Source organism: Pseudomonas sp. LBUM920 (assembly GCF_003852315.1).
Lineage (GTDB): Bacteria > Pseudomonadota > Gammaproteobacteria > Pseudomonadales > Pseudomonadaceae > Aquipseudomonas.
Map to the genome: position 1 here is coordinate 1,105,903 of NZ_CP027762.1, position 26,964 is coordinate 1,132,866.

Annotated in this window: 23 protein-coding genes and 1 pseudogene; 10 read left to right on the forward strand and 14 right to left on the reverse strand. The window is 62.1% G+C overall.

The genetic code is table 11. The features are described from left to right. Window positions 1-2: 2 nt before the first annotated feature. Window positions 3-3,098 carry a multidrug efflux RND transporter permease subunit gene (locus C4J83_RS04970; protein WP_119735568.1) on the reverse strand — a complete coding sequence of 1,032 codons (3,096 nt, stop codon included), beginning with the start codon at window positions 3,096-3,098 and terminating at the stop codon, window positions 3-5. Further along, on the reverse strand, window positions 3,095-4,261 hold the full coding sequence (locus C4J83_RS04975) for an efflux RND transporter periplasmic adaptor subunit (RefSeq protein WP_106579553.1): 1,167 nt from the start codon (window positions 4,259-4,261) through the stop codon (window positions 3,095-3,097). The genes C4J83_RS04970 and C4J83_RS04975 overlap by 4 nt, the downstream gene beginning before the upstream one ends. 218 nt (window positions 4,262-4,479) lie before the next feature. Between C4J83_RS04975 and C4J83_RS04980 the strand changes: the two genes are divergently transcribed. From C4J83_RS04980 to C4J83_RS04995, 5 genes and pseudogenes are all read left to right on the forward strand, one after another. After that, window positions 4,480-4,713, forward strand: a complete 234-nt coding sequence (locus tag C4J83_RS04980; protein ID WP_106579552.1) for a hypothetical protein — start codon at window positions 4,480-4,482, stop codon at window positions 4,711-4,713. Window positions 4,714-4,878: 165 nt separating this feature from the next. Further along, the gene (locus C4J83_RS04985; RefSeq protein ID WP_124416466.1) at window positions 4,879-5,670 is read left to right on the forward strand and encodes a transporter substrate-binding domain-containing protein; all 792 of its coding nucleotides are present in this window, start codon (window positions 4,879-4,881) and stop codon (window positions 5,668-5,670) included. Between the two features lie 194 nt (window positions 5,671-5,864). After that, a pseudogene (locus C4J83_RS31030) lies at window positions 5,865-6,059 on the forward strand (PAS domain-containing protein); the annotation flags it as partial. Between the two features lie 234 nt (window positions 6,060-6,293). Next, window positions 6,294-7,352: a methyl-accepting chemotaxis protein gene (locus tag C4J83_RS04990; protein ID WP_372239321.1), complete on the forward strand. Its 1,059-nt coding sequence runs from the start codon at window positions 6,294-6,296 to the stop codon at window positions 7,350-7,352. A gap of 159 nt (window positions 7,353-7,511) precedes the next feature. Continuing rightward, window positions 7,512-8,675: a transporter substrate-binding domain-containing protein gene (locus tag C4J83_RS04995; protein ID WP_256660646.1), complete on the forward strand. Its 1,164-nt coding sequence runs from the start codon at window positions 7,512-7,514 to the stop codon at window positions 8,673-8,675. 19 nt (window positions 8,676-8,694) lie between these two features. Here the strand turns inward: C4J83_RS04995 and C4J83_RS05000 are convergent, their stop codons facing one another. The 5 genes from C4J83_RS05000 to C4J83_RS05025 all read right to left on the reverse strand — a co-directional run bounded on the left by C4J83_RS05000 (window position 8,695) and on the right by C4J83_RS05025 (window position 14,082). Continuing rightward, window positions 8,695-9,438 (reverse strand): YkgJ family cysteine cluster protein, encoded by a 744-nt coding sequence (locus C4J83_RS05000; RefSeq protein ID WP_124416468.1) that lies wholly within the window; start codon window positions 9,436-9,438, stop codon window positions 8,695-8,697. Window positions 9,439-9,546: 108 nt separating this feature from the next. After that, window positions 9,547-10,029, reverse strand: a complete 483-nt coding sequence (locus C4J83_RS05005) for a GNAT family N-acetyltransferase (RefSeq protein WP_124416469.1) — start codon at window positions 10,027-10,029, stop codon at window positions 9,547-9,549. A gap of 3 nt (window positions 10,030-10,032) precedes the next feature. Continuing rightward, a complete protein-coding gene (locus tag C4J83_RS05010; protein ID WP_106579548.1) occupies window positions 10,033-10,935 on the reverse strand; it encodes a chemotaxis protein CheV in 903 nt (300 codons plus the stop codon). 131 nt (window positions 10,936-11,066) lie between these two features. Next, on the reverse strand, window positions 11,067-12,041 hold the full coding sequence (locus C4J83_RS05015; protein WP_124416470.1) for a 2-hydroxyacid dehydrogenase: 975 nt from the start codon (window positions 12,039-12,041) through the stop codon (window positions 11,067-11,069). A 1,072-nt stretch (window positions 12,042-13,113) separates the two neighbouring features. Continuing rightward, window positions 13,114-14,082 carry a LysR family transcriptional regulator gene (locus tag C4J83_RS05025; RefSeq protein WP_010213008.1) on the reverse strand — a complete coding sequence of 323 codons (969 nt, stop codon included), beginning with the start codon at window positions 14,080-14,082 and terminating at the stop codon, window positions 13,114-13,116. Between the two features lie 182 nt (window positions 14,083-14,264). On the opposite strand from C4J83_RS05025, the gene C4J83_RS05030 reads away from it, so the two are divergent. Genes C4J83_RS05030 through C4J83_RS05045 form a run of 4 tightly spaced genes read left to right on the forward strand, consistent with a single transcriptional unit; the run spans window position 14,265 to window position 19,025 of the window. After that, window positions 14,265-15,776 (forward strand): efflux transporter outer membrane subunit, encoded by a 1,512-nt coding sequence (locus tag C4J83_RS05030; protein WP_124416471.1) that lies wholly within the window; start codon window positions 14,265-14,267, stop codon window positions 15,774-15,776. Between the two features lie 10 nt (window positions 15,777-15,786). Next, the gene (locus C4J83_RS05035) at window positions 15,787-17,964 is read left to right on the forward strand and encodes an FUSC family protein (protein ID WP_124416472.1); all 2,178 of its coding nucleotides are present in this window, start codon (window positions 15,787-15,789) and stop codon (window positions 17,962-17,964) included. After that, window positions 17,954-18,154 carry a DUF1656 domain-containing protein gene (locus tag C4J83_RS05040; protein WP_119738415.1) on the forward strand — a complete coding sequence of 67 codons (201 nt, stop codon included), beginning with the start codon at window positions 17,954-17,956 and terminating at the stop codon, window positions 18,152-18,154. Before C4J83_RS05035 ends, C4J83_RS05040 begins: the two co-directional genes overlap by 11 nt. Before the next feature lie 10 nt (window positions 18,155-18,164). After that, window positions 18,165-19,025, forward strand: a complete 861-nt coding sequence (locus tag C4J83_RS05045) for an efflux RND transporter periplasmic adaptor subunit (protein WP_124416473.1) — start codon at window positions 18,165-18,167, stop codon at window positions 19,023-19,025. Between the two features lie 119 nt (window positions 19,026-19,144). On the opposite strand, the gene C4J83_RS05055 is transcribed toward C4J83_RS05045, so the two are convergent. Further along, a complete protein-coding gene (locus tag C4J83_RS05055; RefSeq protein ID WP_119738417.1) occupies window positions 19,145-19,546 on the reverse strand; it encodes a nuclear transport factor 2 family protein in 402 nt (133 codons plus the stop codon). Next, the gene (locus C4J83_RS05060) at window positions 19,539-20,726 is read right to left on the reverse strand and encodes an MFS transporter (RefSeq protein WP_124416474.1); all 1,188 of its coding nucleotides are present in this window, start codon (window positions 20,724-20,726) and stop codon (window positions 19,539-19,541) included. Before C4J83_RS05060 ends, C4J83_RS05055 begins: the two co-directional genes overlap by 8 nt. A gap of 111 nt (window positions 20,727-20,837) precedes the next feature. On the opposite strand from C4J83_RS05060, the gene C4J83_RS05065 reads away from it, so the two are divergent. Next, window positions 20,838-21,695, forward strand: a complete 858-nt coding sequence (locus C4J83_RS05065; RefSeq protein ID WP_124416475.1) for a LysR family transcriptional regulator — start codon at window positions 20,838-20,840, stop codon at window positions 21,693-21,695. Here the strand turns inward: C4J83_RS05065 and C4J83_RS05070 are convergent. The 5 genes from C4J83_RS05070 to C4J83_RS05095 all read right to left on the reverse strand — a co-directional run bounded on the left by C4J83_RS05070 (window position 21,692) and on the right by C4J83_RS05095 (window position 26,956). Next, window positions 21,692-22,504 carry an SDR family oxidoreductase gene (locus C4J83_RS05070; RefSeq protein ID WP_124416476.1) on the reverse strand — a complete coding sequence of 271 codons (813 nt, stop codon included), beginning with the start codon at window positions 22,502-22,504 and terminating at the stop codon, window positions 21,692-21,694. The genes C4J83_RS05065 and C4J83_RS05070 overlap by 4 nt on opposite strands. Window positions 22,505-22,518: 14 nt before the next feature. After that, window positions 22,519-22,983: a multidrug transporter gene (locus C4J83_RS05075; RefSeq protein WP_106579538.1), complete on the reverse strand. Its 465-nt coding sequence runs from the start codon at window positions 22,981-22,983 to the stop codon at window positions 22,519-22,521. Between the two features lie 490 nt (window positions 22,984-23,473). Further along, window positions 23,474-24,925 carry a mannose-1-phosphate guanylyltransferase/mannose-6-phosphate isomerase gene (locus C4J83_RS05085; RefSeq protein WP_106579536.1) on the reverse strand — a complete coding sequence of 484 codons (1,452 nt, stop codon included), beginning with the start codon at window positions 24,923-24,925 and terminating at the stop codon, window positions 23,474-23,476. 173 nt (window positions 24,926-25,098) lie between these two features. Next, window positions 25,099-25,755, reverse strand: a complete 657-nt coding sequence (locus tag C4J83_RS05090; RefSeq protein ID WP_053254501.1) for an alginate O-acetyltransferase AlgF — start codon at window positions 25,753-25,755, stop codon at window positions 25,099-25,101. A 16-nt stretch (window positions 25,756-25,771) separates the two neighbouring features. Continuing rightward, entirely contained in the window at window positions 25,772-26,956 is a 1,185-nt protein-coding gene (locus C4J83_RS05095; protein WP_124416478.1) for an alginate O-acetyltransferase, read from the reverse strand. Window positions 26,957-26,964: the final 8 nt, after the last annotated feature.

Here is a 26,964-nt window from a genome sequence, read left to right on the forward strand (position 1 = left end):
CTTTAGTGTGTGGTCGCCAGCGCCAGCGCTGGTTTGGGCCTGTGGAAAAACTTCTCAAGGTACAAGTATATGACCGGCGTGGTGAACAGCGTCAGCGCCTGGCTCACCAGCAAGCCGCCGACTACCGCAATCCCCAGCGGTTGGCGCAACTCCGCGCCCGGGCCGGAGCCGAGCATCAGCGGCACCGCGCCGAGCAGGGCGGCGAGGGTGGTCATGATGATCGGCCGGAACCGCGTGACACAGGCTTCATAAATCGCCTCCTCGGGCGCCAGCCCGCGCACGCGCTGGGCGTCCAGGGCAAAGTCGATCATCAGGATGCCGTTTTTCTTGACGATGCCGATCAGCAACACCAGGCCGATCAGGGCCATGATCGAAAAGTCCTGGCCCAGCAGCCACAGCATGATCAGCGCGCCCAAGCCTGCCGAAGGCAACGTCGAGATGATCGTCAGCGGGTGCACGAAACTCTCGTACAGCACACCCAGAATAATGTAGACCGCCACCAGCGCCGCGAGGATCAGCCAGGGCTGGCTGGCCAGCGAACTCTGGAACGCCTGGGCCGCGCCCTGGAATGTGCCGATCATGGTGGACGGCATGCCGATTTCATTCTTGGCCTGGTTAAGCATGATCACTGCATCGCCCAACGCCACGCCAGGCGCGAGGTTGAACGACAGGTTGGCGGCCGGGAACATGCCGTCATGGCTGATCGACAAGGGCCCCACGGTGGGCGGGTCGACCTTGGCCAGCGCCGACAGTGGCACCATTTCGTTGGTCAGCGGCGAGCGCAGGTAGAAGTAGTTCAGGCTCTCGGCCTTGCCACGTTGCTGGGTGTCGAGTTCCAGCACCACCTGGTACTGGTTGATTTCGGTCTGGAACTCGTTGATCTGGCGCTGACCGAAGGCGTCATACAGCGCCTGGTCGACATCGGTGGCGGTCAGGCCGAAGCGCGCGGCGGCCTGGCGGTCGATGCTGATGTGGGTGATGCTGCCGCCCAGTTGCAGGTCGTTGGAGAGGTCGCGAAAGGCCGGGTTGGCGCGCAGTTTTTCAGTCAGGCGCTGGGTCCAGGTATTCAGCGTCGGGCCGTCGTTGCTCTTGAGCACGTATTGGTACTGGGCGCGGCTCGGGCCGGAGCTTAAGTTGATGTCCTGGCCGGCGCGCAGGTACAGCACGATGCCCGGCACCTTGGCCAGTTTCGGGCGGATGCGGTCGATGAACTGGCTGGCGGATACATCGCGGTCACCGCGGTCTTTCAAGGCGATCCAGAAGCGGCCGTTGGCGATGGTCTGGTTGCTGCCGGTCACGCCCACCGAGTGGGAAAACGCTTCCACCGCCGGGTCGGCCTTGACGATCTCGGCCAGGGCTTTGTGCTTGGCGACCATGTCCGGGTACGACACGTCGGCCGCGGCCTCGCTGGTGCCGAGCACGAAACCGGTGTCCTGCACCGGGAAGAACCCCTTGGGGATAAAGATGTAGCCGACCACGGCCAGGGCCAGGGTCACCATGAAGATCGCCGCCATCGTGCGTTGATGAGCCAGCGCGCGGCGCAGGTTGCGCGCGTAGCCGGCCAGCAGGCGTTCGCTGAAGCCGGGTTTGTCGTGGGCGTGATGGGTTGGCGCGCGCATGAACAGCGCGGCCAGCGTCGGCGCCAGCGTCAGTGACACCACCACCGAAATCAGGATGGTCGAGGTGGCCGTCAGCGCAAACTCCTTGAACAGCCGTCCGACCACGCCGCCCATGAACAGCAGCGGAATAAACGCCGCCACCAGCGAGAAGCTGATGGACACCACGGTAAAGCCAATCTCGCCGGAACCCTTGATCGCCGCTTCGCGTTTATCGAGGCCCGCCTCCAGATGGCGGTGAATGTTCTCGACCACCACGATGGCGTCGTCCACCACAAAGCCCACGGCAATGACGATCGCCACCAGCGTGAGGTTGTTCAGGCTGAAACCCAGTACATACATCAGCGCAAAACTGGCGATCAGCGACACGCCGAGCACGCTGGACACAATCATCGTCGCCGACAACTGACGCAGGAACAGCGCCATCACCGCCACCACCAGCAAGATCGCAATCAGCAACGTCACTTCCACTTCATGCAACGAGGCGCGAATCGTCTTGGTGCGGTCGGTCAAGACGCTGACCTGCACCGAGGCCGGCAACATGCCTTCCAGGCGTGGCAGCTCGGCTTGAATGCGGTCCACGGTTTCGACAATGTTGGCGCCGGGCTGGCGCGAAATCACCAGGTTCACGCCTGGCGTGTCGCCCGACCAGGCCTGTACGTAGGCGTTTTCCGAACCGTTGATGACTTTGGCGATATCACGCAGTTGAACCGGTGCGCCGTTCTTGTAGGAAACAATCAACTGGCCGTATTCATCCGGGTGAAACAGCTGGTCGTTGGTCGACAGGGTCGACACGCTGTTCTCCCCGTAAATCGCGCCCTTGGCCAGGTTCAAACTCGATTGCTGAATGGCCAGACGCACGTCGGCGAGGGTCAGACCAATCGCTGCGAGTTTGTCGGGCGAAGCCTGTACGCGAATCGCCGGGCGCTGTTGGCCGGTGATGTTGATCTGGCCGACGCCGTCGATCTGGCTGATCTGACGAGCCAGCAGGGTTTCCACGTAGTCGCTCAGCTCGGTGCTGGGCATGCTGTCGGAACTGACGCTGAGGATCAGCACCGGGCTGTCCGCCGGGTTGACCTTTTTCCAGGTCGGCAGGCTTGGCATGTCGCTGGGCAGTTTGCCGGAGGCGGTGTTGATCGCCGCTTGCACTTCCTGCGCGGCGGTATCGATGCTTTTGTTCAGGGTGAATTGCAGCGTCAGCAGGCTGGAGCCCAAGGCGCTGCTGGAGGTCATTTGCGTCATGCCGGGGATGGCGCTGAATTGCACCTCCAGCGGGGTGGCCACCGACGATGCCATGGTGTCCGGGCTGGCGCCGGGTAACTGCGCAGTGACCTGGATCGTCGGAAATTCCGCTTCCGGCAGTGGGGCGACGGCCAAGCGCGGGAAGGCGATCAACCCCAGCAGCACCAAGGCGAAGGTCAGCAGCAGGGTGGCGACCGGGTGGTCGACGCACCAGGCGGACGGCGAGCGGCTGCCGCTCATGGCTGCACCTTGGCGTCTACCGTCTGGATGGTTTGTGGCGGCTCCTTGAGCACTTCGACCTGGGCGCCGGCCTTGAGCCGCGACTGGCCGTCGCTGACCAATACATCCCCAGCCTGCACGCCCTTGATGATGTTCACGTCACTGTCCTGGTAAGCGATTTGCACGGGCACAATTTCGACCTTGTCACCGTTGACCCGGTACACGAAATGCGAATCCAGGCCGCGCTGCACCACGGTCGGCGGCACCACCAGGGCATTCTTGTCGAGGGCGGTCTGGATCTTGATGGTCACCAGTTGCCCCGGCCACAGGCGCTGCGATGCATTCTTGAACTCGGCCTTGGCGCGCAAGGTGCCGGTGGTGGAGCTGATCTGGTTGTCGATCAGGCTCAAGTGGCCTTCACCGAGCAAGTCGCCAGTCTGGCCGTCGGTGTCGGCGCCCATGTAGGCGTCGACGCTGGCTTGAGTCGGCGATGCGATCAGGCCTTGCAGGGTCGGCAGCATTTGTTGCGGCAGTGAGAACTCCACCGCAATGGGGTCGATCTGCGTCACGGAGAACAAGCCCTGGGTATCACTCATGCGCAGGAAGTTGCCTTCATCCACCGTGCGAATGCCGACGCGACCTGTAACCGGAGAGCGAATCTGGGTGTAGGAAAGCTGTACTTGAGCGGAGTCGATGGCGGCCTGGTTGCCTTGCGCCGTGGCTTTGAGCTGGTTGACCAAGGCTTGTTGCTGGTCGTAGGTCTGCTTCGACACGCCGTCGTCGATGCTCAATTCCTTGTAGCGCTTGAGGTTGACCAGCGCGACTTGCAGTTGCGCCTGGCTTTCCCCCAGCTGCGCCTTGGCCTGGTCGAGGCTCGCGCGGATCGAGCGGTCATCGATGGTCGCCAGCAAGTCGCCGGTTTTGACCAATTGGCCTTCCTTGACCAGCAATTGGGTGAGGATGCCGTCGATTTGCGGGCGGATCACCACGCTGTGCAACGACAGCACCGAGCCGATGCCGCTGACAAAACGGGGAATGTCCTGTTGCACGACGCTCACCACCCGCACCGGAATTGCGCTCGGTGCCGCCAGTTTGGTCTTGGCGGGCCGGGTCACGGCCCAGGCTGCAATCGCCACTACCACGAGGACACCCACGGTCAGGGCGGTTTTTCGTTGAATGTGCATGGGGTGAGGCGCCGGGGCAAAGGGGTGGGAGAATGAAGATGCTTTCTTTATAACCCGCCAACCCGGTCAGCACGGTGACTGCTAACTGACAGCGCTGTCAGTAAAGTCAGACCATTCGTACAGGCGGTGGTTAAAGATCTGGGGCGCGCAGGTATACTGCGCGCCAGCGCGGCCCGCAAGCCGGCCGCCGCCTCATTTTTTGCATGCCCGGAGCTTCCATGACTTCCCCGACACAATCCCCTGTTGAAGCGGCCGACCTCGTCGATCCGGCCAGCGCTGAAAGCGTTGAAAAAGCCGAGATCCCGGCGTTCAAGTTTCCGTTCAAGCCGGGTGAACTGGCCGGGGCCAAGAATGCTGCCCAGCCTTGGTACAAAAATGGCGCCAAAAACGGCCATACCAAGTCGCCAGGTATGGCACCGCCGGGCACTCGCCGTTCGATGGGTAAACGCTGAGAGTAATCGGTCACCTATTTGTCGGCATTGCCTTACATCACTCGCTGATGTTTCTGATTGCAGGTGCACGACCGTTTCTTGAAAGCTTGCACAGCATTTGCTTCGCCCCGGGTGGATTGCGCCGGGGCGTGGTGACGCTGGACTTTCCGGAAAAGGACGTACCTTGTGGTTTCGATACGTGTCTGTGTTGCGCCTGCCTTATCCCTGCTGGCCGCTGTTTTCTGCACGCCTGCAACAGCTGACGAACCACGGCGCGAGATCCGTTTCGCGGTCGCCGCGCAATTCCCGCCGTTCCAAAGCCGCAACCAGCACGATCAACTGGTGGGGCTCAATATCGACCTGGGAAACGCGTTGTGCCAGCAACTCAGTGTGCGTTGTACCTGGGTTGATCAGGTCCTGATGGAGAGTTTTCCTGCGCTTGAGGGCCGGCGGTTCGATGCGATCATGGGCATGGCGCCCACCTCCAGGCGGCGCCAATGGGTCAATTTCACGGATACGCTGTACCCGTTCACCACTCGGCTGGTAGGGCGCAAGACCTCAGGCCTGATGCCGACGCTGCAGTCGCTCAGGGGCAAGCGGGTTGGCGTGCTGCTGGGGAGCAACCGCGAAGCCTTTGCTCGAATCAAGTGGGCGCCAGCGGGCGTCATCATCAAGAGTTTCTGGCTCAATGACGAATTGACGCGCAGCCTGGTGGCCGGCCATATCGATGCGACGCTGCAAGGCACGGTGGAAATCCGCAAGGCACTGCTCGACACCGCGCAGGGTCAGGATTTCGACTTCCTGGGTCCTGTTGTGTCGGCTGAACTGCTGGGTGATGGCGCGGCCATCGCGGTGCGCAAACCGGACACCGCCTTGCGCCAGGACCTCAACCGCGCGCTTGAACAACTGCGCCAGAGCGGTGAATACCAACGCATCGTGCAGCCCTACAATCTGAACGAGCCGCCTTCCGACCAGTGATGGCTAATTAATTGCGCGGAACATGAGCTGGATCAGTGTTCGCCCCCTGAGTGCGCTTAGAGTCGACGCCCTGCCGACTCCTCCAATAATTACGAGCGCGCTTATCCATGAAGATCAATCTGCCGGTCACCGGTCGGAATGTGGACTTTGCCCCCGACGCCAATATCCTCTCAACCACCGACCTGACCAGCGCGATGACCTACGCCAACCAGGATTTCATCGATGTCTGCGGCTATAGCCGTGACGAATTACTTGGCTCGCCACATAACCTGTTGCGCCACCCCGATATGCCGCCTGCGGCGTTTGCGCACATGTGGCGGACCCTCAAAAGTGGCCGGTCCTGGATGGGCATGGTGAAAAACCGCTGCAAGAACGGCGACCACTATTGGGTCAGCGCCTATGCCACGCCGGTCACCCGCGAAGGGGCGACGGTGGAGTATCAGTCAGTGCGCACCAAGCCGGACCCGCGCACGGTGGCGGCGGCAGAACACGCTTATGCGCAGCTGCGCGCGGGGAAACGCCAGAGGCTGCCGACGCTCGGCATGGGCTTCAAGTTGTCGGCCTGGGTGGTCGGCAGCTGCGCGGTAACGTGGGCGTTGAGTCGGGGCCTGGCTTCTTATTCGCTGGCCTGGCAACTGCTGGCGCCGGCGGTTGGGTGTCTGATCGGGGCGATCGGGATCAAAGCGATCCTGCGTCCCCTGGCGCAACTCAATCAACGCGCGCGATTGATCGCCGACAACCCGTTGAGCCAGGCGATCTATACCGGGCGCAGGGATGAGTGCGGGCAGATCGAATTCGCCCTGCAAATGCTCGAAGCCCAAGTGGGCGCGGTGGTCGGGCGCATCGGCGATGCGTCCCAGCGGTTGGCGGGGCATGCTGCGCACCTGGTCAAGCACCTGCACAACAGTCACGCCAGCAGCCTTGGCCAACAGGCCCAGACTGATCAGGTGGCGGCGGCGATCCATCAGATGGCCGCCAGCGTGACCGAGGTTGCCGACCATGCGCTGCAGGCTTCCCGGGCCGCGGACCAGGCCGGCAGCGAAACCCGTGAAGGCCATCAGCGCGTCGACGAAAGCCGTGATGCGGTGTTGCGTTTATCTCAGGAGTTGGCGCGCGCCACCGAAGTGATTCAGCAGTTGGAAAGCCACAGCGGTGAAATCAGCGGCGTGCTGGAAGTCATCCGGACCATTGCCGAGCAGACCAACCTGCTGGCCCTCAATGCGGCCATCGAGGCCGCGCGGGCTGGCGAGCAGGGCCGTGGTTTTGCCGTGGTCGCCGACGAAGTGCGCGGCCTGGCTCAGCGCACCCAGCAATCGACCAATGAAATCCAGCGCATGATCAGCACCCTGCAAGGCGGAGCCCGCGATGCCGTGCAAGCCATGTCACACAGCAGCGAGCATGTTGAGGCAAGTGTCGAGCAGGCACAGCGGGCGGCGGCGGCGCTGGATGGCATCAGCCAGCGTGTCACCCAGATCACCGCGATGAGTCAACAGATTGCCGCGGCGGTAGAGGAGCAGAGCGCGGTGAGCGAGGACATCAATCGCACTATCGTCGGCATCCGCAATGCCGGCGAAGCCACCGTCAGCGCCGGGCAGCAGAGCCAGTGCAGTTCAGGTGACGTGGCGGCGCTGGCGGAGGATCTACGTCTGCTTGCGCAGGAGTTCTGGAGCCGACGGCGCTGAGGCTAAAAAGCGTCTAGGCTGAATTTGGGAATTCTCCTATGAAACAAACAGGCGTGTCGTAGTTAAAGACCAGTCAGTGCTTGTTAGAACGTCGGGTGCGTTCGGGCCGTGAGTGATAGAGCACGGACGTCTCACACCACTTTTGAACAGGACAGGTCTATGACTACGACAAGAAGAATATTGGCGCTGGCGCTGATGATGTTGGCCGGGAGCGGATGCGCGGTGGCTCCCCCTCCGGTAAACCCGTGGAGCGAAATCCGCTTCGGCGTCGAGGCGGATGTACCGCCATTTGAATATCGCAACGAGCAAGGCGAACTCGTCGGGTTGGATATCGAGCTGGGCAACGCCTTGTGTGCTGAGCTCAATGCGCGCTGCGTGTGGGTCGATCAGCCTTATGCAACCAACCTTGCGGCGCTCCAGGCCGGGCGTTTTGACGCCATCATGCCGATGACCGCGACGCCGCCACGGCGCGAAACAGTCGACTTCACCCATCCGCTCTATGCCCTTGAAAGCCGATTGGTCGCGCCCACAGGTTCCAGTCTTTTACCCACGCCCGATTCGCTCAGGGGCAAACGCGTGGGCGTACTGACGGGCACCAGTCGAGCCGCGTTTGCGTTGGCACGGTGGGCGCCCAAAGGGGTGCAGGTACGTCAATTCAACCTCAATGCCGAGCTGATCAAGGCTTTGAAGGCCGGTGAGTTGGACGCGACCTTGCAAGACACGGTTGAAATCACCCAGGCGTTGCTGAACACCCCTCAAGGCAAAGCGTTTGCCTTCGCAGGGCCGGTTATCAATGACGAGTTGTTGGGCAGCGGCCCGGCCATTGCGGTGCGCAAAACCGACCCGCAATTGACCGCGGCGCTGAACAAGGCCCTGCAGCGTTTGAAGGACAGTGGCAAATACGCGGCCATTACCCAGCCTTATCTGGCACCGGCTGCGGCTGAATCCGCATCGGCCCGGATGATTTACACACCGGCGCAGGGTGGGTTTCCTTACTCGGAGGTGGTGCAGGTTGGGCACACCCTGTATCTCGCGGGCGTGTTGGGCCTGGATGAAAATGGCAAGTTGGTGCGCGGAGGCATTCGCGCAGAAACCGCCCAAGCCCTGGAAAACTTGCGGGGCACGCTCAAGACAAAGGGCTTGGCGATGGACAGGGTAGCCAAATGCACGGTGATTCTTGCCGATGTCAAAGATTTCCCGGCAATGAACGAGGTGTATGCCCGTTATTTCCCCGCAGGCCGGCTTCCTGCCCGAACCACCTTTGCCGCCGGCAAACTGCTGTTGAATGCGCGGATCGAAATCGAGTGTATCGCCAGCCTGTAAACCCTCGCAGGTGGCGGGCCTATGACGCCCGCAAGGAAATAAACGCGTAGTTGGCCGGCACCTGGGTGGCGATCCTGGCGCCGGCATCCAGCAGCTGTTCGGCAATATCCAGCCCGGACACATGAAACACCCACTCGTTGGCGACGGCGGGCTGAGCGATCGCCAACTCCATCGCCTGGGCAAAGGCGTTCATGTCCGGCAGGTAGGCGGTAAACCCATCGCCCTTGAGCGCGGTGGTGCAAATGCCCAGCAGGGCGCACACGGCCTCTTTGGTCTGCACGTCATCGCGGTCGGCCTGGCGCGAGCGCTGGATCAACTGCGCCAATTCCAGGTCCATCAATTCGCCGCCGACGATCAGCGCCGGCCCCTGTTCCCAGGATTGCGGCGGGCAGTCCTTGGCGCCAGGGTTGAGCGGGATATGCGGATTGATCTCCATCGGATAGATTCGACACACCAGCGGGCGGCGCTCATAGATGTTGCAGCGGTTGTCTTCGTCAAGATTCCGGCAGCGCCCGGCGTTGTAAGCGGCAAAGGTGATCGCCACAAACGCCTCGGTATTGCCGCTGGGCACCACCACCGAACGACGCTCGGCGTGTTCGCGCTGTTGCAGGGGCAAGCCCAGGCCATCGGCGAGAAAACCCTCCACCAGAACGATGACGTTACCGCCGTCAGCCGCCCACTGCCGCGCTTCTTCGAGGGTCAGGGGCACATGATGGTCGGTGCAGCATTTGCCGCAACCCACGCAGGAAAAGTGAGTGTTCATGGAGGATCTGTCACCAGGCAAGGTCAGAGGGCACTCTTGAACAGTGACGGGTTTTTGCCTCTATGCACTGTTCTGCCTGTTGCGAAGCAAGTTATGCGCCAGTGCCTGTCAGTCCTCGGGCATCCGGTCGCGCAGCACAAAAACCATGCCCGCGCTTTCATACAGTTGTCGGGCGCGCAGGTTGCTTTCGCGCACCTTGAGGTCGACGTAGGGTTCGCCGCGTTGCTTGAACACCTCAAAGCTGTGCAGCAACAACGCGCGGCCCAGCCCCTGGCCCTGGGCGCAGGGATGCACGGAGAGGTTCTTGATAAACGCGCTGGTCCAGCACTGGGCTACACCGAGGATGCCCTCGGCGTTGCTGACCACCAGGCACAGCGTCGGATCGAATTCGGCATCGGTGACAAACTGCTGGCGCCATTGCGCCAGGCTGGCGACACGGCCGCCGCCCTGCTCCTGGGTCATGCGCAGCACCGCATGAATCGCCGGGGCCAGTTCATCACGGTAATGACCCAGCCGAATATCGGCCGGCCACTGCGGAGCGGGCAGGCTGCCGGTCAGGTCGCGGCGCAACAGGTGGAAGTATTGCGTCACCGGTTACAAGCCTTTTTGCGCCACAGTCTGGGCGGCAACCACCAGGCACTTGGTCAGTTCGGGCGAAGAGAACTTGGTCAGCACCGCGTCGGCACCGGCCAGGCGAGCCTTTTCACTGTTCATCGCGCTGTCCAAAGAAGTGTGCAGCAGCACGTACAGCTCCTGGAAATCCGGGGTTTCGCGCAGCGTACGGGTGAGGGCGTAGCCGTCCATTTCGGACATTTCGATGTCCGAGACCACCACGTTGATCTGCTCGACCGTGCCTTGCAGTTCCAGCAGCACGTCAATGGCTTCCTTGGCGCTGCGTGCGGTGTGGCAGGTCAAGCCGAGATTGCGCAGGGTGTGCACCGATTGCTGCAGGGCGACCTGGCTGTCGTCCACCACCAGAATCCGCGCGTTGCCGAGTACTTCGGCCTCCTCCATGGTCAGGTCGGTGGGCGCCGCTTCAACCGGTGCCGGGGCAATGCCGTGGATGACCTTTTCGATATCCAGCACCTGCACCAGCCCGCCTTCGACCTGGGTGACCCCGGTGATAAACGAGCGGTTGCCACCGGAGCCATACGGCGGCGGACGAATGTCGGTGGTCAGGCAATGCACGATCTTGCTCACCGCCTGCACATGCAAGCCCTGCTTGGAGCGGCTGACGTCAGTGACGATCAGGCAGCCGCCGTTCGGGTCTTCCAGGGGCATTTCGCCCAGCGCGCGGCTCAGGTCGATCACCGACAGCGAGGCACCGCGCAGCGTGGCGATGCCTTTGACGTGAGGGTGAGACTCCGGCAGCTTGGTCAGCGGCGGGCAGGGGATGATTTCGCTGACTTTCAGCAGGTTGATCGCCATCAGCTTGCCGCTGCGCAAGGTAAAGAGCAGAAGCGAGAGTGAATCTGCGCGGGCTTTGGTGGTGGACATAAAAACCTTCTGAGGATCAGGAATGACGATCTATAGAGGGTTATCGACTTGGGCGCGCCAGGCTTTAACCGGATTTATGCAGGGCTGGCGTGTGTGGGAGCGAGCAAGCCCGCTCCCACCGAGGGGAGGTGTCAGCCCTTCCAGACCTGTGGGTTCACCAAGTCCTGCGGGCGCTGGCCCAGCAAGGCGCTGCGCAGGTTGTCCAGGGCGCGGTTGGCCATGGCTTCACGGGTTTCGTGGGTGGCCGAGCCGATGTGCGGCAGGGTTACGGCGTTGCTCAGCTGGAACAGCGGTGACTCGGCCAGCGGCTCCTGTTCATACACGTCCAGGCCGGCACCGCGAATCTTCTGGGTTTGCAGGGCGTCGATCAGCGCCGGCTCGTCCACCACCGGGCCACGGGAAATATTGATCAGGATCGCGCTGGATTTCATCAGGCCCAACTCGCGGGTGCTGATCAGGTGGCGGGTCTTGTCGCTCAATGGCACCACCAGGCAGACGAAGTCCGACTCGGCCAGCAATTGGTCGAGGCTGCGGAACTGGGCGCCCAATTCCTGTTCCAGCGCGGTCTTGCGGCTGTTGCCGCTGTACAGGATCGGCATATTGAAGCCCAGGCGTCCACGCCGGGCCACGGCGGCGCCGATGTTGCCCATGCCGACGATGCCGAGGGTTTTGCCGTGTACATCGCAACCGAACAGTGGCGCGCCGACGCTGGCTTTCCACTGGCCGGCCTTGGTCCAGGCGTCCAGTTCGGCCACGCGGCGTGCACTGCTCATCAGCAGGGCGAAGGCCAGGTCGGCGGTGCTTTCGGTGAGTACGTCGGGGGTGTTGGTGAGCATGATTCCGCGTTCATTGAAGTAGGGCACGTCGTAGTTGTCGTAGCCTACTGACACGCTGGAGACCACCTCCAGGTTGCTTGCGCCTTCGAGCTGTGCACGGCCGAGCTTGCGGCCTACGCCGATCAAACCGTGGGCGTGGGGCAGGGCTTCGTTGAATTGAGCGTTGATGTCGCCCAGCTTGGGGTTGGGGGCGATGACGTCGAAATCCTGTTGCAGGCGTTCGATCATTTCCGGGGTGACACGGCTGAAGGCGAGGACGGTCTTTTTCATTGCAGGCGGGCTCATCGACTACGGAAGAATGCTAAGCACGCTAACATTCTTGGGGGATTGGGGGGAGCCTTTTGCTGTTTGGTTGAGCGGTTGAGTACATATCCGTTGCTGCGGTCACGGCCACTTAGGGTTCCGCTCTTACAGCGGGTCACTTTTGGCAAACGCCCCAAAAGTAACCAAAAGGTCTTTGCCCCACCACTCGGTGCCTCGCCTAGGCTCGGCATGCCCTCACTCCGGCTTGAATCCGTGGGCCGCCGCGACGGGCCATCCATGGCCCAACACGGCTAACCCGGCGTCCTGCCGGGTTACCCACGGATTCAAGCCTGCGTTCGGCCAGCGTGGTTGATGGGGCCTGTCAGATCAAGATCAAAAGCAGATCAAGAGCAGAGCACGGCGGCCTGGTAGCCGACCTGAGTGGTTGAAGCAAAAGCAGGGCAGAAGCACAGCAACAGCACAGCAACACACTTCTATCTGATGCACAGAGTTCTAAATGTGGGAGCGGGCTTGCTCGCGAAGGCGGTGTTTCAGCTACACATGAGCTGACTGACCCACCGCCTTCGCGAGCAAGCCCGCTCCCACAAGTTGACCGAGTTCAGCTGCCAGCACCGCAGTGCTTTTGCTTTTCTGTGGGAGCTGGCTTGCCTGCGATGCAGACACCTCGGTCTATCAGGCACAACCAGTAGATGCCATCGCAGGCAAGCCAGCTCCCACATTCGATTGAGTTCAGCCTTCAAGATCAGGTCGGCTGTCAGGCCGCCTCGCGTCCGCTGTAGATCTTGATCTTGATCTTAGGCGCCCCGTTAAACCACGCTGGCCGAACGCAGGTTTGAATCCGTGGGTAACCCGGCAGGACGCCGGGTTAGCCGTGTTGGGCCATGGATGGCCCGTCACGGCGGCCCACGGATTCAAGCCGGAGTGAGGGCACACCGAGCCCGAGCGAGGTGCCGAGTGGTGGGGCAAGAGCCCTTTGGTTACTTTGGGGCTTTTCCAAAGTGACCCGCCGTAAGGGCGGAACCCAAAGAGGCCATCACGCAAATACCGGATATGCCCCCAAAGCCCAACCCCAAACCGGTCAGTTAGCCAACCGCGCCCCGCTAAGACTCCCACTCAACTCATACGCCACCAACTCCGCCTGATGCGCCGCCAAAATCTCGGGCAACGACCCGCGCAGATATTCAACCCACGTCTTGATCTTCGCATCCAGGTACTGGCGCGACGGGTAGATCGCATACAAGTTCAGCTCTTGCGAACGGTAGTTAGGCATCACCCGCACCAGCGTGCCGTTACGCAACCCCTCGATAGCCGCATACACCGGCAACAACCCCACGCCCATGCCACTGGTAATCGCCGTTTTCATCGCGTCCGCCGAATTAACCAGAAACGGCGACGTATTGATCGCCACACTTTCCTGGCCTTCCGGCCCGTTGAAGGTCCATTTATCCAGCTGGATCACCGGGCTCACCAACCGCAGGCACGCATGGTTGAGCAAATCCTGCGGCCGTTGCGCACAGCCCTTGGCCTTGACGTAATCCGGCGACGCACACGCGATGCTGTAGGTAATGCCCAGTCGCTGGGACACAAACCCCGAGTCCGGCAATTCACTGGCCAGCACGATCGACACGTCGTAGCCCTCATCGAGCAAGTCCGGCACGCGGTTGGCCAGGGTCAGGTCGAAGGTCACGTCGGGATGCGTACGGCGGTAGCGGGCAATGGCGTCAATCACGAAATGCTGGCCGATACCGGTCATGGTGTGCACTTTCAACTGCCCGGCCGGCCGCGCGTGCGCGTCGCTGGCTTCGGCTTCGGCTTCTTCCACGTAGGCCAGGATCTGCTCGCAACGCAGCAAATAGCGTTTACCGGCTTCGGTCAGCGCGATGCGGCGGGTGGTGCGGTTGAGCAAGCGGGTTTGCAGATGGGCTTCCAGGTTGGAGACCGCGCGCGAGACGTTGGCCGTGGTGGTGTCCAGTTGCACGGCGGCGGCGGTGAAGCTGCCGGCTTCGGCCACGCAACTGAAAGCGCGCATGTTTTGCAAAGTGTCCATGGAGTGTTCTCAGGGGAGATAGCAAATTGTGACAGAAAGTTACGCCGTCCAGTGATCCCTACCAACGGATTATCGCCTGAACGGTAACAAAGATTCACAGGAATGCCAGCTTATCGTTCCCCATGCCGCCCCCTAGAATTGCGCCACCTCTTGCGCAACACCACCTCAGGAATACGCTTGCCGTGCCGCGTCACATCATCAGAGAGCTGAAGACTCTCAGTGTTTGGGCCTTATCGTTAGCAATCAGCGGCTGCATCGGAACCGGAGGAATCGCCCCCCAAGGCCAGGCCCTCGACGTCAATAACCTGGCCGCCGACCAAGCCATCCAGAGTGCCGCCCACGACGCCCACTGGCCCACCACGCAATGGTGGCAAGCCTATGGCGATCCGCAACTCAATCAGTGGGTGCAACGTGCCACGCAAAACAGCCCGAGCCTGGCCATGGCCGCCGCGCGGGTGCGTGAGGCGCGGGCCATGGCCGGCATTGCCGAGTCGGCTGAGTCGTTGCAGATCAACAGCGACACCACCCTCAAACGCCACAACTGGCCGAAGGATCAGTTCTACGGCCCCGGCGAGTTGAGCGGAACAACCACCTGGGACAACAATTCGTCCCTGGGCCTGAGCTATGCCCTTGACCTGTGGGGCCGCGAAAGCAACGCCAGCGAACGCGCCGTCGACCTGGCGCATATGAGCGCCGCCGAAGCGCGCCAGGCCCAGCTCGAATTGCAGAACAACGTGGTGCGCGCCTACATCCAGTTGTCGTTGCATTACGCCAACCGCGACATCGTCGCCGCCACCCTGGCCCAGCAACAGCAGATTCTCGACCTGGCCAATAAACGCCTGAACGCCGGGATCGGCACGCACTTCGACGTCAGCCAGGCCGAAACGCCGTTGCCGGAGACCCATCGCCAGCTCGACGCGCTGGACGAGGAAATCGCCCTGAGCCGTAACCAGTTGGCTGCCTTGGCGGGCAAAGGTCCGGGCGAGGGCGCGCACCTGCAACGCCCGAGTTTGTCCCTCGCCGCGCCGCTGAAATTGCCGTCGAGCTTGCCGGCGCAATTGCTCGGTCAGCGCCCGGACGTGGTTGCCAGCCGCTGGCAAGTCGCCGCGCAAGCGCGTGGCATCGATGTGGCGCATGCCGGGTTCTATCCCAACGTCGACTTGGTCGGCAGCCTCGGCTACATGGCGACCGGCGGCGCCATGCTGGGGTTTCTCAGTGGCGAGAAACTCAACTACAACGTCGGCCCGGCGATCACCTTGCCGATCTTCGACGGCGGTCGTTTGCGTGGGCAACTGGGCGAAGCCAGCGCCGGTTATGACCTGGCCGTGGCCAAGTACAACCAGACGCTGGTCAACGCGCTCAAGGGCATCAGCGACCAATTGATCCGCCGCGAATCGATGGACAAGCAGGCGTCCTTCGCCGCGCAGTCCGTGGCCTCTGCGCAGAAAACCTACGACATCGCGATGATCGCCTACCAGCGCGGCCTCACCGATTACCTCAACGTGCTGAACGTCCAGACCTTGCTGTTTCACCAGCAGCAAATCGAGCAACAGGTGCAGGCCGCACGCCTGAGTGCCCACGCCGAACTGGTCACCGCCCTGGGCGGCGGGCTCGGCGCCGGCAACGATGTGCCGCCAGACACTAAGACCCTCCCGAGCAAGACCCCGGCGGCGCTTGCCGTATTTGATCACTGAGTAGGATTTGATGACGCCCTTGCCTGCACCGCTGCGCTGGTTGCACTCCCTGGAGTGGCGCCGTGGTTTTTTCGACTGGGCACGCAGCGATGGCGTGACCTGGGTCTATATCTTCAAGGTGCCGATCGCCGCGTTCCTCACGCTGTGGCTGGCGATGCGCCTGGAACTGCCGCAACCGCGCACCGCGATGATCACTGTGTTTATCGTGATGCAACCGCAGAGCGGCCAGGTCTTCGCCAAGAGTTTTTACCGCTTCCTGGGCACCCTGACGGGGTCGGCGGTGATGGTCTTGTTGATCGCTTTGTTTGCGCAGAACACCGAATTATTCCTCGGCGCGTTGGCGATCTGGGTGGGCATTTGCACGGCAGGTGCGACGCGTAATCGCAACTTTCGCGCCTATGGGTTTGTGCTGGCGGGTTACACCGCGGCGATGGTGGGTTTGCCCGCGCTGGCGCACCCGGACGGGGCCTTTATGGCGGCGGTGTGGCGGGTGCTGGAAATCTCTTTGGGAATACTGTGCTCGACGTTGGTCAGCGCCGCGATCCTGCCGCAAACCAGCAGCGCCGCGATGCGCAACGCCTTGTACCAGCGCTTCGGCGTGTTCGCGCTGTTTGTCACCGACGGCCTGCGTGGGCGCAGCCAGCGTGAAGGGTTCGAGGCCAGCAATGTGCGCTTTATCGCCGAGGCCGTGGGCCTGGAAGGGCTGCGCAGCGTTACCGTATTTGAAGACCCGCACATGCGGCGGCGCAATGGCCGGTTGAGTCGCCTCAACAGCGAATTCATGAGCATCACCACGCGCTTCAACGCCTTGCACCAGTTGCTTGAGCGGCTGCGCACGGATGCAGCCGATCACGTTGCCGCGGCCATCAAGCCCGGCCTGCAAGACCTGGCCGAAGTCCTTGACGGTTTCTCCGGCCGTGCGCTCACCAGCCCCGACGCGGCGCGCCTGGTCAATCAATTAAGCGCCTATAAGGATGGACTGCCCGCCAAGGTGCGCAGCCTGCGTGCGAATTTTCAGCAGGGCAATCCGAGCGAAGCCGAGCAGCTGGATTTTCATACCGCCTACGAGTTGCTTTACCGCTTTGTCGATGACCTGCACAACTACGCGCAGACCCACGCATCACTGGCCGATCACAGCCATGAGCGCGAGCGATGGAGCGAAGCCTACACGCCGAAAACCAACTGGCTGGCCTGCGCCGCTTCAGGGATTCGCGCGTCCTTTATCCTGATCGTGCTGGGCAGTTACTGGGTGGCCACCGCCTGGCCCAGCGGCGCGACCATGACCCTGATCGCCGCCGCCACCGTCGGCCTGTCCGCCGCCACGCCCAACCCGAAACGCATGGCCTTCCAGATGGCTTGCGGCACCTTGATCGGCGCGTTGGTGGGCTTCGTCGAAATGTTCTTTGTGTTCCCGTGGATCGACGGCTTCCCGCTGCTGTGCATGATGCTTGCGCCGGTGATTATCTTCGGCTCGTTCCTCGCCTCACGCCCGCAATACGCCGGCGTCGGCGTGGGCTTGCTGATCTTTTTCAGCACCGGCTCGGTGCCGGACAACCTGACGGTCTACAACCCTTACAGCTTTATCAATGACTACATCGCCATGGTCATTGGCATGCTGGTGTGCGCGGCAGCTGGCGCGATTATCCTGCCGCCGAACAGCCGCTGGTTATGGCGCCGCCTGGAACAGGATCTGCGCGAGCAGGTGGTGTACGCCATCAGCGGCAAGCTCAAGGGCCTGGCGTCGAGCTTTGAAAGCCGCACCCGCGACCTGCTGCACCAGGCCTACGGCCTCGCCGTCGGCCAGCCGCACGTGCAACGCGACTTGCTGCGCTGGATGTTCGTGGTGCTGGAAGTCGGCCACGCGATCATCGAGTTGCGCAAGGAGCAGGCGATATTGCCGGTGCACCCGGCGTATGCCGAGTCGCAACCCTGGCGCCAGGCGATCCGCGTGATGGGCCGCTCGCTGGTGCGGCTGTTCCTGCAACCGAGCGCCAGCAACCTGGAGCGCGGGTTGATTGCCGTCGACCATGCGATCAGCCGCGTGCAGGCCACCGATGAACCCTTCGCCCCGCACTTCGACACCTCGGCGTTGCGCCGGGTGAAAAGCTACCTGCACTTTATCCGCACGTCGTTGCTGGACCCGCAATCGCCCCTGGCCGCCCTCAAAGGATCCCCGAATGCCTCGTGAAATCGCATTCCACGGCGTCTACATGCCGACCATGACCCTGATGTTTTTTATCGCCGCAGGGCTGGCCTGGGCCTTGGACCGCTTCCTGGCCGGGTTCGACCTGTACCGTTTTTTCTGGCACCCGGCGTTGCTGCGCCTGAGCCTGTTCGTCTGCTTGTTCGGCGCCCTGGCGCTGACCGTCTACCGTTGAGAATGCCCCGATGAAAAAGTTTTTCAGCCTGCTCGCGACCTTGCTGGTACTGGCTTTGGCGATCTGGATTGGCCGCACGCTGTGGGTGCACTACATGGAGACCCCGTGGACCCGCGACGGTCGTGTGCGCGCCGACATCATCAACGTGGCGGCCGACGTCACCGGTGAAGTGGTGGAGGTGCCGGTGCGTGACAACCAGTTGGTGAAGAAGGGCGACCTGCTGATGCAGATCGACCCCGAGCATTACCGCATCGCGGTCAAGCAGGCGCAGTCGCTGGTCGCCTCGCGCAAGGCCACGTGGGAGATGCGCAAGGTCAACGCGCACCGCCGCGCCGACCTCGACGCCCTGGTGATCTCCAAGGAAAACCGCGACGACGCGAGCAACATCGCCGACTCGGCGTTGGCCGATTACCAACACGCGCTGGCGCAGTTAGAGGCGGCTGAGCTGAATTTGAAACGCACTCAAGTGGTGGCGGCGGTGGACGGCTACGTCACCAACCTCAACGTGCACCGGGGCGACTACGCGCGTATTGGCGAAGCAAAAATGGCCGTGGTCGATATGAATTCGTTCTGGGTGTATGGCTTCTTTGAAGAAACCAAGCTGCCCCACGTCAAAGTTGGTGATGAGGCCGATATGCAATTGATGAGTGGCGAGACGCTCAAGGGCCACGTGGAAAGCATCTCGCGCGGCATCTACGACCGCGACAACCCCGAGAGCCGCGAACTGATCGCCGATGTGAACCCGACCTTCAACTGGGTGCGCCTGGCCCAGCGCGTGCCGGTGCGCATTCGCATTGATGAAGTGCCCGAAGGCGTGCTGTTGGCGGCGGGCATTACTTGCACCGTCATCGTCAACCCAACGCAACACTAACGGCGGGAGCAGGCTTATGTGGGAGCGGGCTTGCTCGCGAAGACGGAGTGTCAGTTGAAGCAAGTGTTGACTGATCCGCCGCCTTCGCGAGCAAGCCCGCTCCTACAGTTTTGACCCTGTTAAGCCTTGATAAAGGTTTCGTGCAGATGGCGCCACAGCAAGGCGCCACTGGCCTGCTTCTCGAACACCACGGTGGCGCGTCGATCAGTCTGCGTGCCGCTGTCATCGATCTGGTGTTCGCGGTAGGTCACCGTGGCGCCGCGTGCATGGCGGTCGATCCCGGTCATTTCGCTCAAGGTGATTTTCAAGCCCGGGCGCATACCGCCAAGGCGGGTAAACAGTGCCTTCACCCCGGCCGCATTTACCCGCGTACCGGTGGCGGGCGCGATCATGCTGAAGTCGGGTGAGAAGCGCGCCAGCAACGTTTGCAGTGTGCCTTCAGGCGCAACGCCGGCAAACCATTGCTCGATCTCGACATGGGTCTGGATCACTTCTTCAAAAAAATCGCTGTAATCAATCATGGCTGGGCTCGTTGGCTGGGTGAAGCAGTGTCCGTACTCTGGAAGCGTCCAGGCGCAGCACTGCAAAAAGGGGCAGCAGTGTCAGGGCTGCCGCTATCGTGAAGGTTATGGCGAAGGAATCCAAGGCCGACAACAGCGCACTGAGCGCCGCCGCGCCGAGGCAAAAGCTCACTTGCCGATTGATATTCCAAAGGGCGCTGGCATGGCCCATGCGTTGTGCGGGTATGTCGAGAAACGCCAGCGTCTGCGCGGTGCTGCTGCACAAGCTGCCACCCAGGCCCATCAAGGCATAGGCCGCAATCACCCAGGCGGGTTGGTTGAGCAACAGGATGCCGATGCATTGCAACGCCATGCCCGCCAGCAGCAAGGGTTTGGGGCCGCAGCGGTTAAACAGTGTTTTGCTCAGGAAAATCGCCAGCGCCGACGCCAGTGCCCACGGCAGCATCAGCGCGCCGGTCTGCGTGGCGTCATAGCCGAGGCCGCGCAGGTAGAGGATGGCGATCAGGCTGGTACCGATAAAGACGCCGGGGATGAACAGATAGACCAACATCGCCACGCGCAGCATCGGGCTACGGATCTGCTTGAAGATGCTGCCCACGTCCAGGGCTGGGCGCACCGTGGCAGGCGCGTCAGGTTTTATCCACAGCAGTGCCAGCAGCAAAGTGATCAACGCCAGCGGCAGGTTGGCATAGAAGATCCAGCGCCACGACAGGCTGTCGACAATCAACCCGCCCAGGGCCGGCGACAGCGCCGGCACCAGCAGCGCCACCGACATCACCCACGCCGTCAACTGGCTGCGTTCTGCCGCTGGAAAGTGCCGGTAGGCCATGGCCTGGCCCACGGGAATCAGCAGTCCGCCGCCCAAGCCTTGCAGCGCCCGCCAGCCAATCAGGGTTTGGATTGAACTCGCCTGGCCGACCATCAGTGAAGCCCCCGCGAATAACAGCAGGCTCGCCGCGATCAGCGTTCGCTCGCCCATCAGTGCCGCCAGCCACACGCTCAGGGGAATGATCACGGTCAACCCAAGCATGTAGGCGTTGCTGATCCAGGCCAATTGCGTGACCGAGGCGTGCAGTTCGCGGGCGATGTCCGGGTAGGCGACCGTGGCGACAAACATGTTCACCAGGTCCAGGGCAAAGCCGAATAAAAAGATCCAGGCGACTTTCGAGCGGTAGGTCATGGACGCGATCCTGCGAATGAAGCGCGCAGGGTAGGCCGCCGGCAGGGTTTGGGCTACGCCGGTTTGCCTGTTAGTTTGTCAAAAATATTTTGACAAAGGAGGGCGTGGCCGATGGTCAGCCTGGACCGATTTGACACCTTCAAGGCTGTAGTAGAGGCCGGTTCGCTTACCGCAGCGGCCGATTTGCTGGGCCAGACCCGCGCCGTGGTCAGCTTCAACCTCAAGCGCCTGGAGGCGGAGCTGGGCGTGACCCTGCTGACCCGCAACACCCGCCAACTGGCGCTGACCGATGCCGGCGAGCGCTTTTACCTGCGCTGCACACGCATGCTTGAAGAAGCGCGCCTGGCGGTGGAGGAGGCGCGCTCCGAGCATGCCCAGCTCAAAGGCACGTTGCGCATCACCACCACGGTGGAATACGCGCTGGCAGTGGTTGCTCCGGCGGTGGAAGCCTTTCGCCGCTTGCACCCGGACCTGAACATTCACTTATCCACTTCCTCGACCCACGCCGATTTGATCTCCGAACGCTTTGATGTGGCGATTCGACTGGGTCGCCTGCTCGACTCCAACCACCGTGCGGTGCAGTTGTCGACCTTTGAGGTGTTTGCAGTGGCGGCGCCCGAGTTTGCCGAGGTGCAAACGCTGGATGCGTTGGAACAGGTGCCCAAGCTGGGCCATGGCCGTTTGACCGAACTGAGCCTGACCGACCCGGCCGGCAGCGAGCATCAATACCGCGCCGGGCCGACTGCGCTGGTGGCCGACAGTGCGGCCGTGCTTCAGGCGTTTGCCGTGCGCGGCCACGGCGTGGCGGTGCTGCCGCAATGGTTGGTGCAGGATGACCTGGCGGCGGGGCGCTTGGTGCGCTTGTTGGCGGACCATCGCTTTGCGCCACAGGGGATCTACGCGATGTACCCGGACACCCGGCATTTGCCGCTCAAGGTGCGGGCGTTTATCGATTTCATGAAAGGCTAGAGCGAGCCCGACAGGCCGAAGCGCTTCTTCAACACTTTTTCCAACAGGGCCTTGGGCACCAAGGCCGCCATCAGTGGCAGCGCCCGGCAGCCATTGCCCGCGCGCAGCAGGCGTGGCGGCGTTGGCTGTTGCACCGCCTTTAACACGTGCGCCGCGAATTGCTCGGCTGAGGTCGGGTTGTTCTGCGAGGCCTGGGAGCGCGCACGAATGCCTTCGCGCAACGGCCACCATGGCGATTTTTCGTTGATCAACAGCTCGGCCTGGGCGCCGGCGTTTTTCGCAAAGTGCGTGTCGATAGCGCCCGGCTGCACTTCCATCACGCGCACACCAAAGGGCGCCAGCTCCATGCGCAGTGCGTCGCTCAGCGCGTGCACTGCCGCTTTCGAGGCGCAGTAGGCACCGGCAAACGGTGTCACCAAGACGCCGGAGACACTGCCGATGTTCACCACCAGGCCTTTGGCGCGACGCAGCGCAGGAAACAGCGCCTGGGTCACGCCGACGATGGAAAACACATTGGTTTCGAACTGGCGTTGCATGGCCTCGGTGCCGCCGTCGAGCAGCGGGCCCATGGCGCCATAACCGGCGTTGTTGATCAGCACGTCCAGCCCGCCGATCTGTTCGGCGAGCGCCTTGAGCGCCACAGCGTCGTTGACGTCCAGTTGCACGGCCTTGAAACCGGCGGCAGCCAGGGCGCTGACATCATCAGGCTGGCGGGCGCTGGCCCACACTTCATAGCCTGCGGTTTTGAAGGCATTGGCCAGGGCGCGGCCGATGCCGCTGGAGCAGCCGGTGATCAGTACAGTGGGCATGAATCAATCCTTTGTCAGTCCGAGAAACTGCCTTGCAGGTGCTCGGCGCGAAATTCCAGGGTTTGTGGGCGGTAGCCGGGGCGCAGCGGTGGTGTGGGCAGGCAGTCGTCCCAGGTGGCGCCGGCCTGCAACTCGCCGGGGCCGCGATAGCGTGGGGCGGCGTAGACATTGTCGGCCAGGTTGACGGAGTCGCCCGGTGCATAGGCTGCAACGCGCCAGCGCAGTTCGGTCAGCGGTACGTCGTTGCCGTTGCTCAGGACCAGTTTGAGCGGCCGGTCTGGCGGGCATTCCTGCGGCGCATAGCTGATGCGCAGTTCCAGGCGCGACAGTTGCGAGGCTTCGCGGCTGTCCAGCCACACCACCCAAATCGCCACACAGCCCAGGCCGACGGCGGCCGCCAGCGACACCGGCAACGCCTTGGCCGGGTAGCGCAGCAGCAGGATCAGCCAGGTGATGATCAGGAGAACGCCGAAGAACATGGAGACCACCTCGAATAGGGAACGAGCATCCTAACTTAAGCGTAGGTGGGATTGGCGAGCTTGAGCGGTGTGTTGGCTGGGCGGCCGCCATCGCAGGCAAGCCAGCGCCCACCTTGGACTGCATTCACCAATCAAAAGGTGGGAGGGGGCTTGCCCCCGATGACTGACTGAGCAGAAGAATCCGCCTGCAATCCTTCGGTGCACGCCTGAACCAAGACCAAACCGGTTTCGGCCAATTGCAGGCTGGTCCCGTTCAGGTAGCTCGGGTGTTCAGTGCATGAGTGTTTTTGTGCTTTCGGACGCCATCGCAGGCAAGCCAGCTCCCACAGTTGACCGGGTACATCCGTTGAAATGCGGTTAACTGTGGGCGCTGGCTTGCCTGCGATGAGGCCTGCACATTCACCCCAAAACCCACAAAAAAAGCCCCCACCCAACCCACTGCGGATAGGGGACGCAATGGGCTGGATGAGGGCTTCTTTCTACGACTGTTTTACTGCGCGATAGTTTTCACCGACACGCCACGTTCTACCGGGGTGGAGCGTCCGTAGATATCTTCGAACCGCTCGATATCGTCTTCGCCCAGGTAGCTGCCCGATTGCACTTCGATGATTTCCAACGGGATCTTGCCCGGGTTGCGCAGGCGGTGCACCGAGGCGATCGGGATGTAGGTGGACTGGTTCTCGCAGAGCAGGAACACATTCTCGTCACACGTGACTTCGGCCGTGCCGCTGACCACGATCCAGTGCTCGGCGCGGTGGTGGTGCATTTGCAGGGACAGGCACGCGCCCGGCTTGACCGAGATGTGCTTGACCTGGAAGCGGCCGCCCATGTCCACCGAGTCGTAAGAGCCCCACGGACGATAGACTTCGCAGTGGTTCTGGGTTTCGCTGCGGCCCTGGTCGTTCAGGGTGCTGACCATCTGCTTGACGCCCTGGACCTTGTCCTTGTGGGCAATCATCATCGCGTCCTTGGTTTCCACCACCACGATGTTGTCCAGGCCGATCACCGACACCAGCTTGCCGTTGCCGTGAATCATGCAATTGCGGCTGTCCTGGATCACCACGTCGCCTTTGCTGACGTTACCGTGAACGTCCTTGTCGTTGACCGCCCACAGCGAGGCCCAGCAACCCACATCGCTCCAGCCGGCGCTCAGCGGTACCACGCAGGCGCGCTGGGTTTTTTCCATCACGGCGTAGTCGATGGAATTGTCCGGGCAGCAGGCGAAGGTGGCTTCGTCGAAGGTCACGGTGTCGGCGGTCTGCTCGCTGCGTTCCAGGGTCAACAGGCAGGTGTCGTAGATGTCCGGATCGTGTTTTTTCAGCTCTTCGAGGAAGCGGCTGGCGCGGAACAGGAACATGCCGCTGTTCCAGAAGTAACCGCCGCTTTTGACAAACTCGACGGCGCGTTTTTCATTGGGTTTTTCGACGAACTGTTCAACGCGGCTCACGCCTTCGGGCAGCAGCGAATCGTTGGTGGACTTGATGTAGCCATAACCGGTTTCCGGACGGGTGGCCGGTACGCCGAACAGTACCATCTCGCCACGCTCGGCGGCCACGGTGGCCAGGGCCAGGGCGCGTTGCAGGGCTTTCTGGTCGTCAATCACGTGGTCGGCCGGCAGCACCAGCATCAGCTCGTCGCGGCCTTCGTTGACCAGCATCATCGCCGTCAGGGCCACGGCCGGCGCAGTGTTGCGACCGAACGGCTCCATCAGGATGCGCTGGCATTCGAGCTTACGCGTGCTCAGTTGCTCGTTGACGATGAAACGGTGGTCCTTGTTGCAGACCACGATAGGGGAGTCCATGCCTTCGAACACCAGACGCTCCAGGGTTTGCTGGAACAGGGTGTGCTCGCCGGTCAGGGCCAGGAATTGCTTAGGGAACTGTTTACGCGAAAGCGGCCAAAGACGTGAGCCGCTACCACCGGAAAGGATTACTGGAATCATGGGGGTTTCTCCTTGAATCGATTTGGGTCAGAGCTACGAAGGTTTGTCGTTCCACTCTTGTTTTTGTCTCGGTCTCTGTGGGAGCTGGCTTGCCTGCGATGCAGGCAACTCGGTCTGTCAGTGACACCGAGGTGATGCCATCGCGGGCAAGCCCGGCTCCCACAGAGAAATCATTAGCGGGTCGACACTGGGCGTTTCACCCAGACTGGCGAAATGCTCGAACCGGAACCGGTGACATACAGCACCGCCGCTTCACCACGTTCCAACGCCACCGGCTTCACATCGCCGACTTTCTTGTCACCGTCATACAACGCCAGGCTCACCTTCACCGGGTTGATTTCGCGCTCGCCACGGCCCTTGGCGGCCACCGACTTGACCACATCGGTCTTGCCGTCGGCAGTTTTCAGGGTCAGGGCCTTGTCGCTGAGGTTCTGCACGCGTACCAGGGATTTCTGCTTGTTCTTGAACGGCGGTTCTTCGATCAGCTGGGGCTGGCCGCTGCCGCTGTTGACCAGGGTGTAGTAGTGGTCGGCGGCGAGTTTGACCGGCACGGTCTGGCTGCCGACCTTGGCGCTGTAGTCACCGCCGGGCATGAAGCTGAAATCGCTGCTGGCCAGTGGCGCAACGTCGCTCAGGTTGGTGGCGCCGACGGTGGCGCTGACTTCCTGGTTGCTGGCGTTGTACACACGTACAAAGCTTGAGCCTTTCGGCGCGGTTGGGCCGTAAAGGGCGGCGTCGCCCCCGGCGAAGGCGGACATCGATACGAAGCTCAAGCCGGCAGCAATGGCCAGGGTCTTGGCGAGACGACGCGGAGTAGTAGTGAAAGTCATGTGAGTTACCTCTCTTTCAGTTTTGCGCCCGGTCGGGCGTCTCGGATTTTTGGGTTTTAGCTGGGGTGTTCAGTGCCATGTTCTGTTGGCGCGAACCGGCTTGTTTAAGCTGCGCAACCCACTGCGGGTCGGCATCACCGATTTCGTTGTTGACGGGCAGATAACGTTCAGGGAACTCCCAGATCAGCACCTGTGGCGGGCTGTTCTTGAAGTCGTCGCTTTTGAGGTAGCTGAGCATCGGCAGAATCGGGCCGTGGCCGTCTTCGGAGTAGTTGATGACGTCGCTGTGCAAGGCTTGCTTGAGGGCGCCGACGAAGTTCCAGTTAGGGTTGGCGCTGTAGCTGGTGCCGACCAGTGCCACCGGGGTTTCGCTGTCGCTGAACAGGCCATCGTCGCCCTTGTTTTCAGCCAGGTGGGTGACGCGTTTTTGCAGCGGCTCTTTGGGCGGCATCAGGTTTTCGAACAGCGGGTCCAGCGGCAGGAACAGACGCAGGTCGCCTTTATGCGGCTCGGTTTTTTCGGCTTCGGTGACAAAGCGCTGCGGCTCACCGCTGAGCGGGGCCTTTTCGGTGATCACCTTGGCCAGTTGCTTGGCGGCAATTTCGGCGCCGTCCGGGGTCCAGTGGGTGTCGGTGCGCAGGAACACTTGCGTGCCGCCCAGCTTGGCCTGTTGCAGCGGGCCAAGCAGGTCGGGCGCGATGATCTTGTCGGCGGCGACACGGGCGTGGAAGTCCTCATACAGGTTGGCGTGGATGCTCGCCGGTTTCACTTCGCCCAGGTGTTCCGGGTACAGGCGCACCTTGGCCGGCACAATCGCCATGACCAACTCAATGCCCTGAGCCTTGAGCTTCTGGCGCACGCCTTCGACCAGCGCGTAGTTGCCTTGCAGGTTCTGGTCTTCGTTGACGATCGGGTTGAATTCCTCGTCGCTGTACAACCAGTGATCGCGGCCCAGCACCACGCCAGGGCGGCCTTCGTTGAACAGTTTGTAGTCCAGCGCGGCCCACAGGTTGGTGCCGATGCGCTTGATCGGGAACTGGTCGTCGTAGTGCGTCTCGACGGCCTTGGTCCAGCGGCCGTTAAGCACGGTCGCGTCGGCATTGGTGCTGAAGCCGAAGAAGCTGCGCATCGACCAGGCGCCCAGGGCCAGCAGCACCAGCAGGAACAGCGCGATATAGAGGACGCGGAATGAACGGGTCATGGTCGGCT

Excerpts from the sequence above, each read along its gene's own strand:
- C4J83_RS05060 (WP_124416474.1), bottom strand. The coding sequence starts at position 20,726 with ATGACCTACCGCTCGAAAGTCGCCTGGATCTTTTTATTCGGCTTTGCC.
- C4J83_RS05000 (WP_124416468.1), bottom strand. The coding sequence starts at position 9,438 with ATGAACACTCACTTTTCCTGCGTGGGTTGCGGCAAATGCTGCACCGAC.
- C4J83_RS04980 (WP_106579552.1), top strand. The coding sequence starts at position 4,480 with ATGACTTCCCCGACACAATCCCCTGTTGAAGCGGCCGACCTCGTCGAT.
- C4J83_RS05035 (WP_124416472.1), top strand. The coding sequence starts at position 15,787 with ATGACGCCCTTGCCTGCACCGCTGCGCTGGTTGCACTCCCTGGAGTGG.
- C4J83_RS05045 (WP_124416473.1), top strand. The coding sequence starts at position 18,165 with ATGAAAAAGTTTTTCAGCCTGCTCGCGACCTTGCTGGTACTGGCTTTG.
- C4J83_RS05055 (WP_119738417.1), bottom strand. The coding sequence starts at position 19,546 with ATGATTGATTACAGCGATTTTTTTGAAGAAGTGATCCAGACCCATGTC.
- C4J83_RS05040 (WP_119738415.1), top strand. The coding sequence starts at position 17,954 with ATGCCTCGTGAAATCGCATTCCACGGCGTCTACATGCCGACCATGACC.
- C4J83_RS04970 (WP_119735568.1), bottom strand. The coding sequence starts at position 3,098 with ATGAGCGGCAGCCGCTCGCCGTCCGCCTGGTGCGTCGACCACCCGGTC.
- C4J83_RS05010 (WP_106579548.1), bottom strand. The coding sequence starts at position 10,935 with ATGTCCACCACCAAAGCCCGCGCAGATTCACTCTCGCTTCTGCTCTTT.
- C4J83_RS05015 (WP_124416470.1), bottom strand. The coding sequence starts at position 12,041 with ATGAAAAAGACCGTCCTCGCCTTCAGCCGTGTCACCCCGGAAATGATC.
- C4J83_RS05075 (WP_106579538.1), bottom strand. The coding sequence starts at position 22,983 with ATGTTCTTCGGCGTTCTCCTGATCATCACCTGGCTGATCCTGCTGCTG.
- C4J83_RS05090 (WP_053254501.1), bottom strand. The coding sequence starts at position 25,755 with ATGACTTTCACTACTACTCCGCGTCGTCTCGCCAAGACCCTGGCCATT.
- C4J83_RS05070 (WP_124416476.1), bottom strand. The coding sequence starts at position 22,504 with ATGCCCACTGTACTGATCACCGGCTGCTCCAGCGGCATCGGCCGCGCC.
- C4J83_RS05025 (WP_010213008.1), bottom strand. The coding sequence starts at position 14,082 with ATGGACACTTTGCAAAACATGCGCGCTTTCAGTTGCGTGGCCGAAGCC.
- C4J83_RS05085 (WP_106579536.1), bottom strand. The coding sequence starts at position 24,925 with ATGATTCCAGTAATCCTTTCCGGTGGTAGCGGCTCACGTCTTTGGCCG.
- C4J83_RS04975 (WP_106579553.1), bottom strand. The coding sequence starts at position 4,261 with ATGCACATTCAACGAAAAACCGCCCTGACCGTGGGTGTCCTCGTGGTA.
- C4J83_RS05065 (WP_124416475.1), top strand. The coding sequence starts at position 20,838 with ATGGTCAGCCTGGACCGATTTGACACCTTCAAGGCTGTAGTAGAGGCC.
- C4J83_RS04995 (WP_256660646.1), top strand. The coding sequence starts at position 7,512 with ATGACTACGACAAGAAGAATATTGGCGCTGGCGCTGATGATGTTGGCC.
- C4J83_RS05095 (WP_124416478.1), bottom strand. The coding sequence starts at position 26,956 with ATGACCCGTTCATTCCGCGTCCTCTATATCGCGCTGTTCCTGCTGGTG.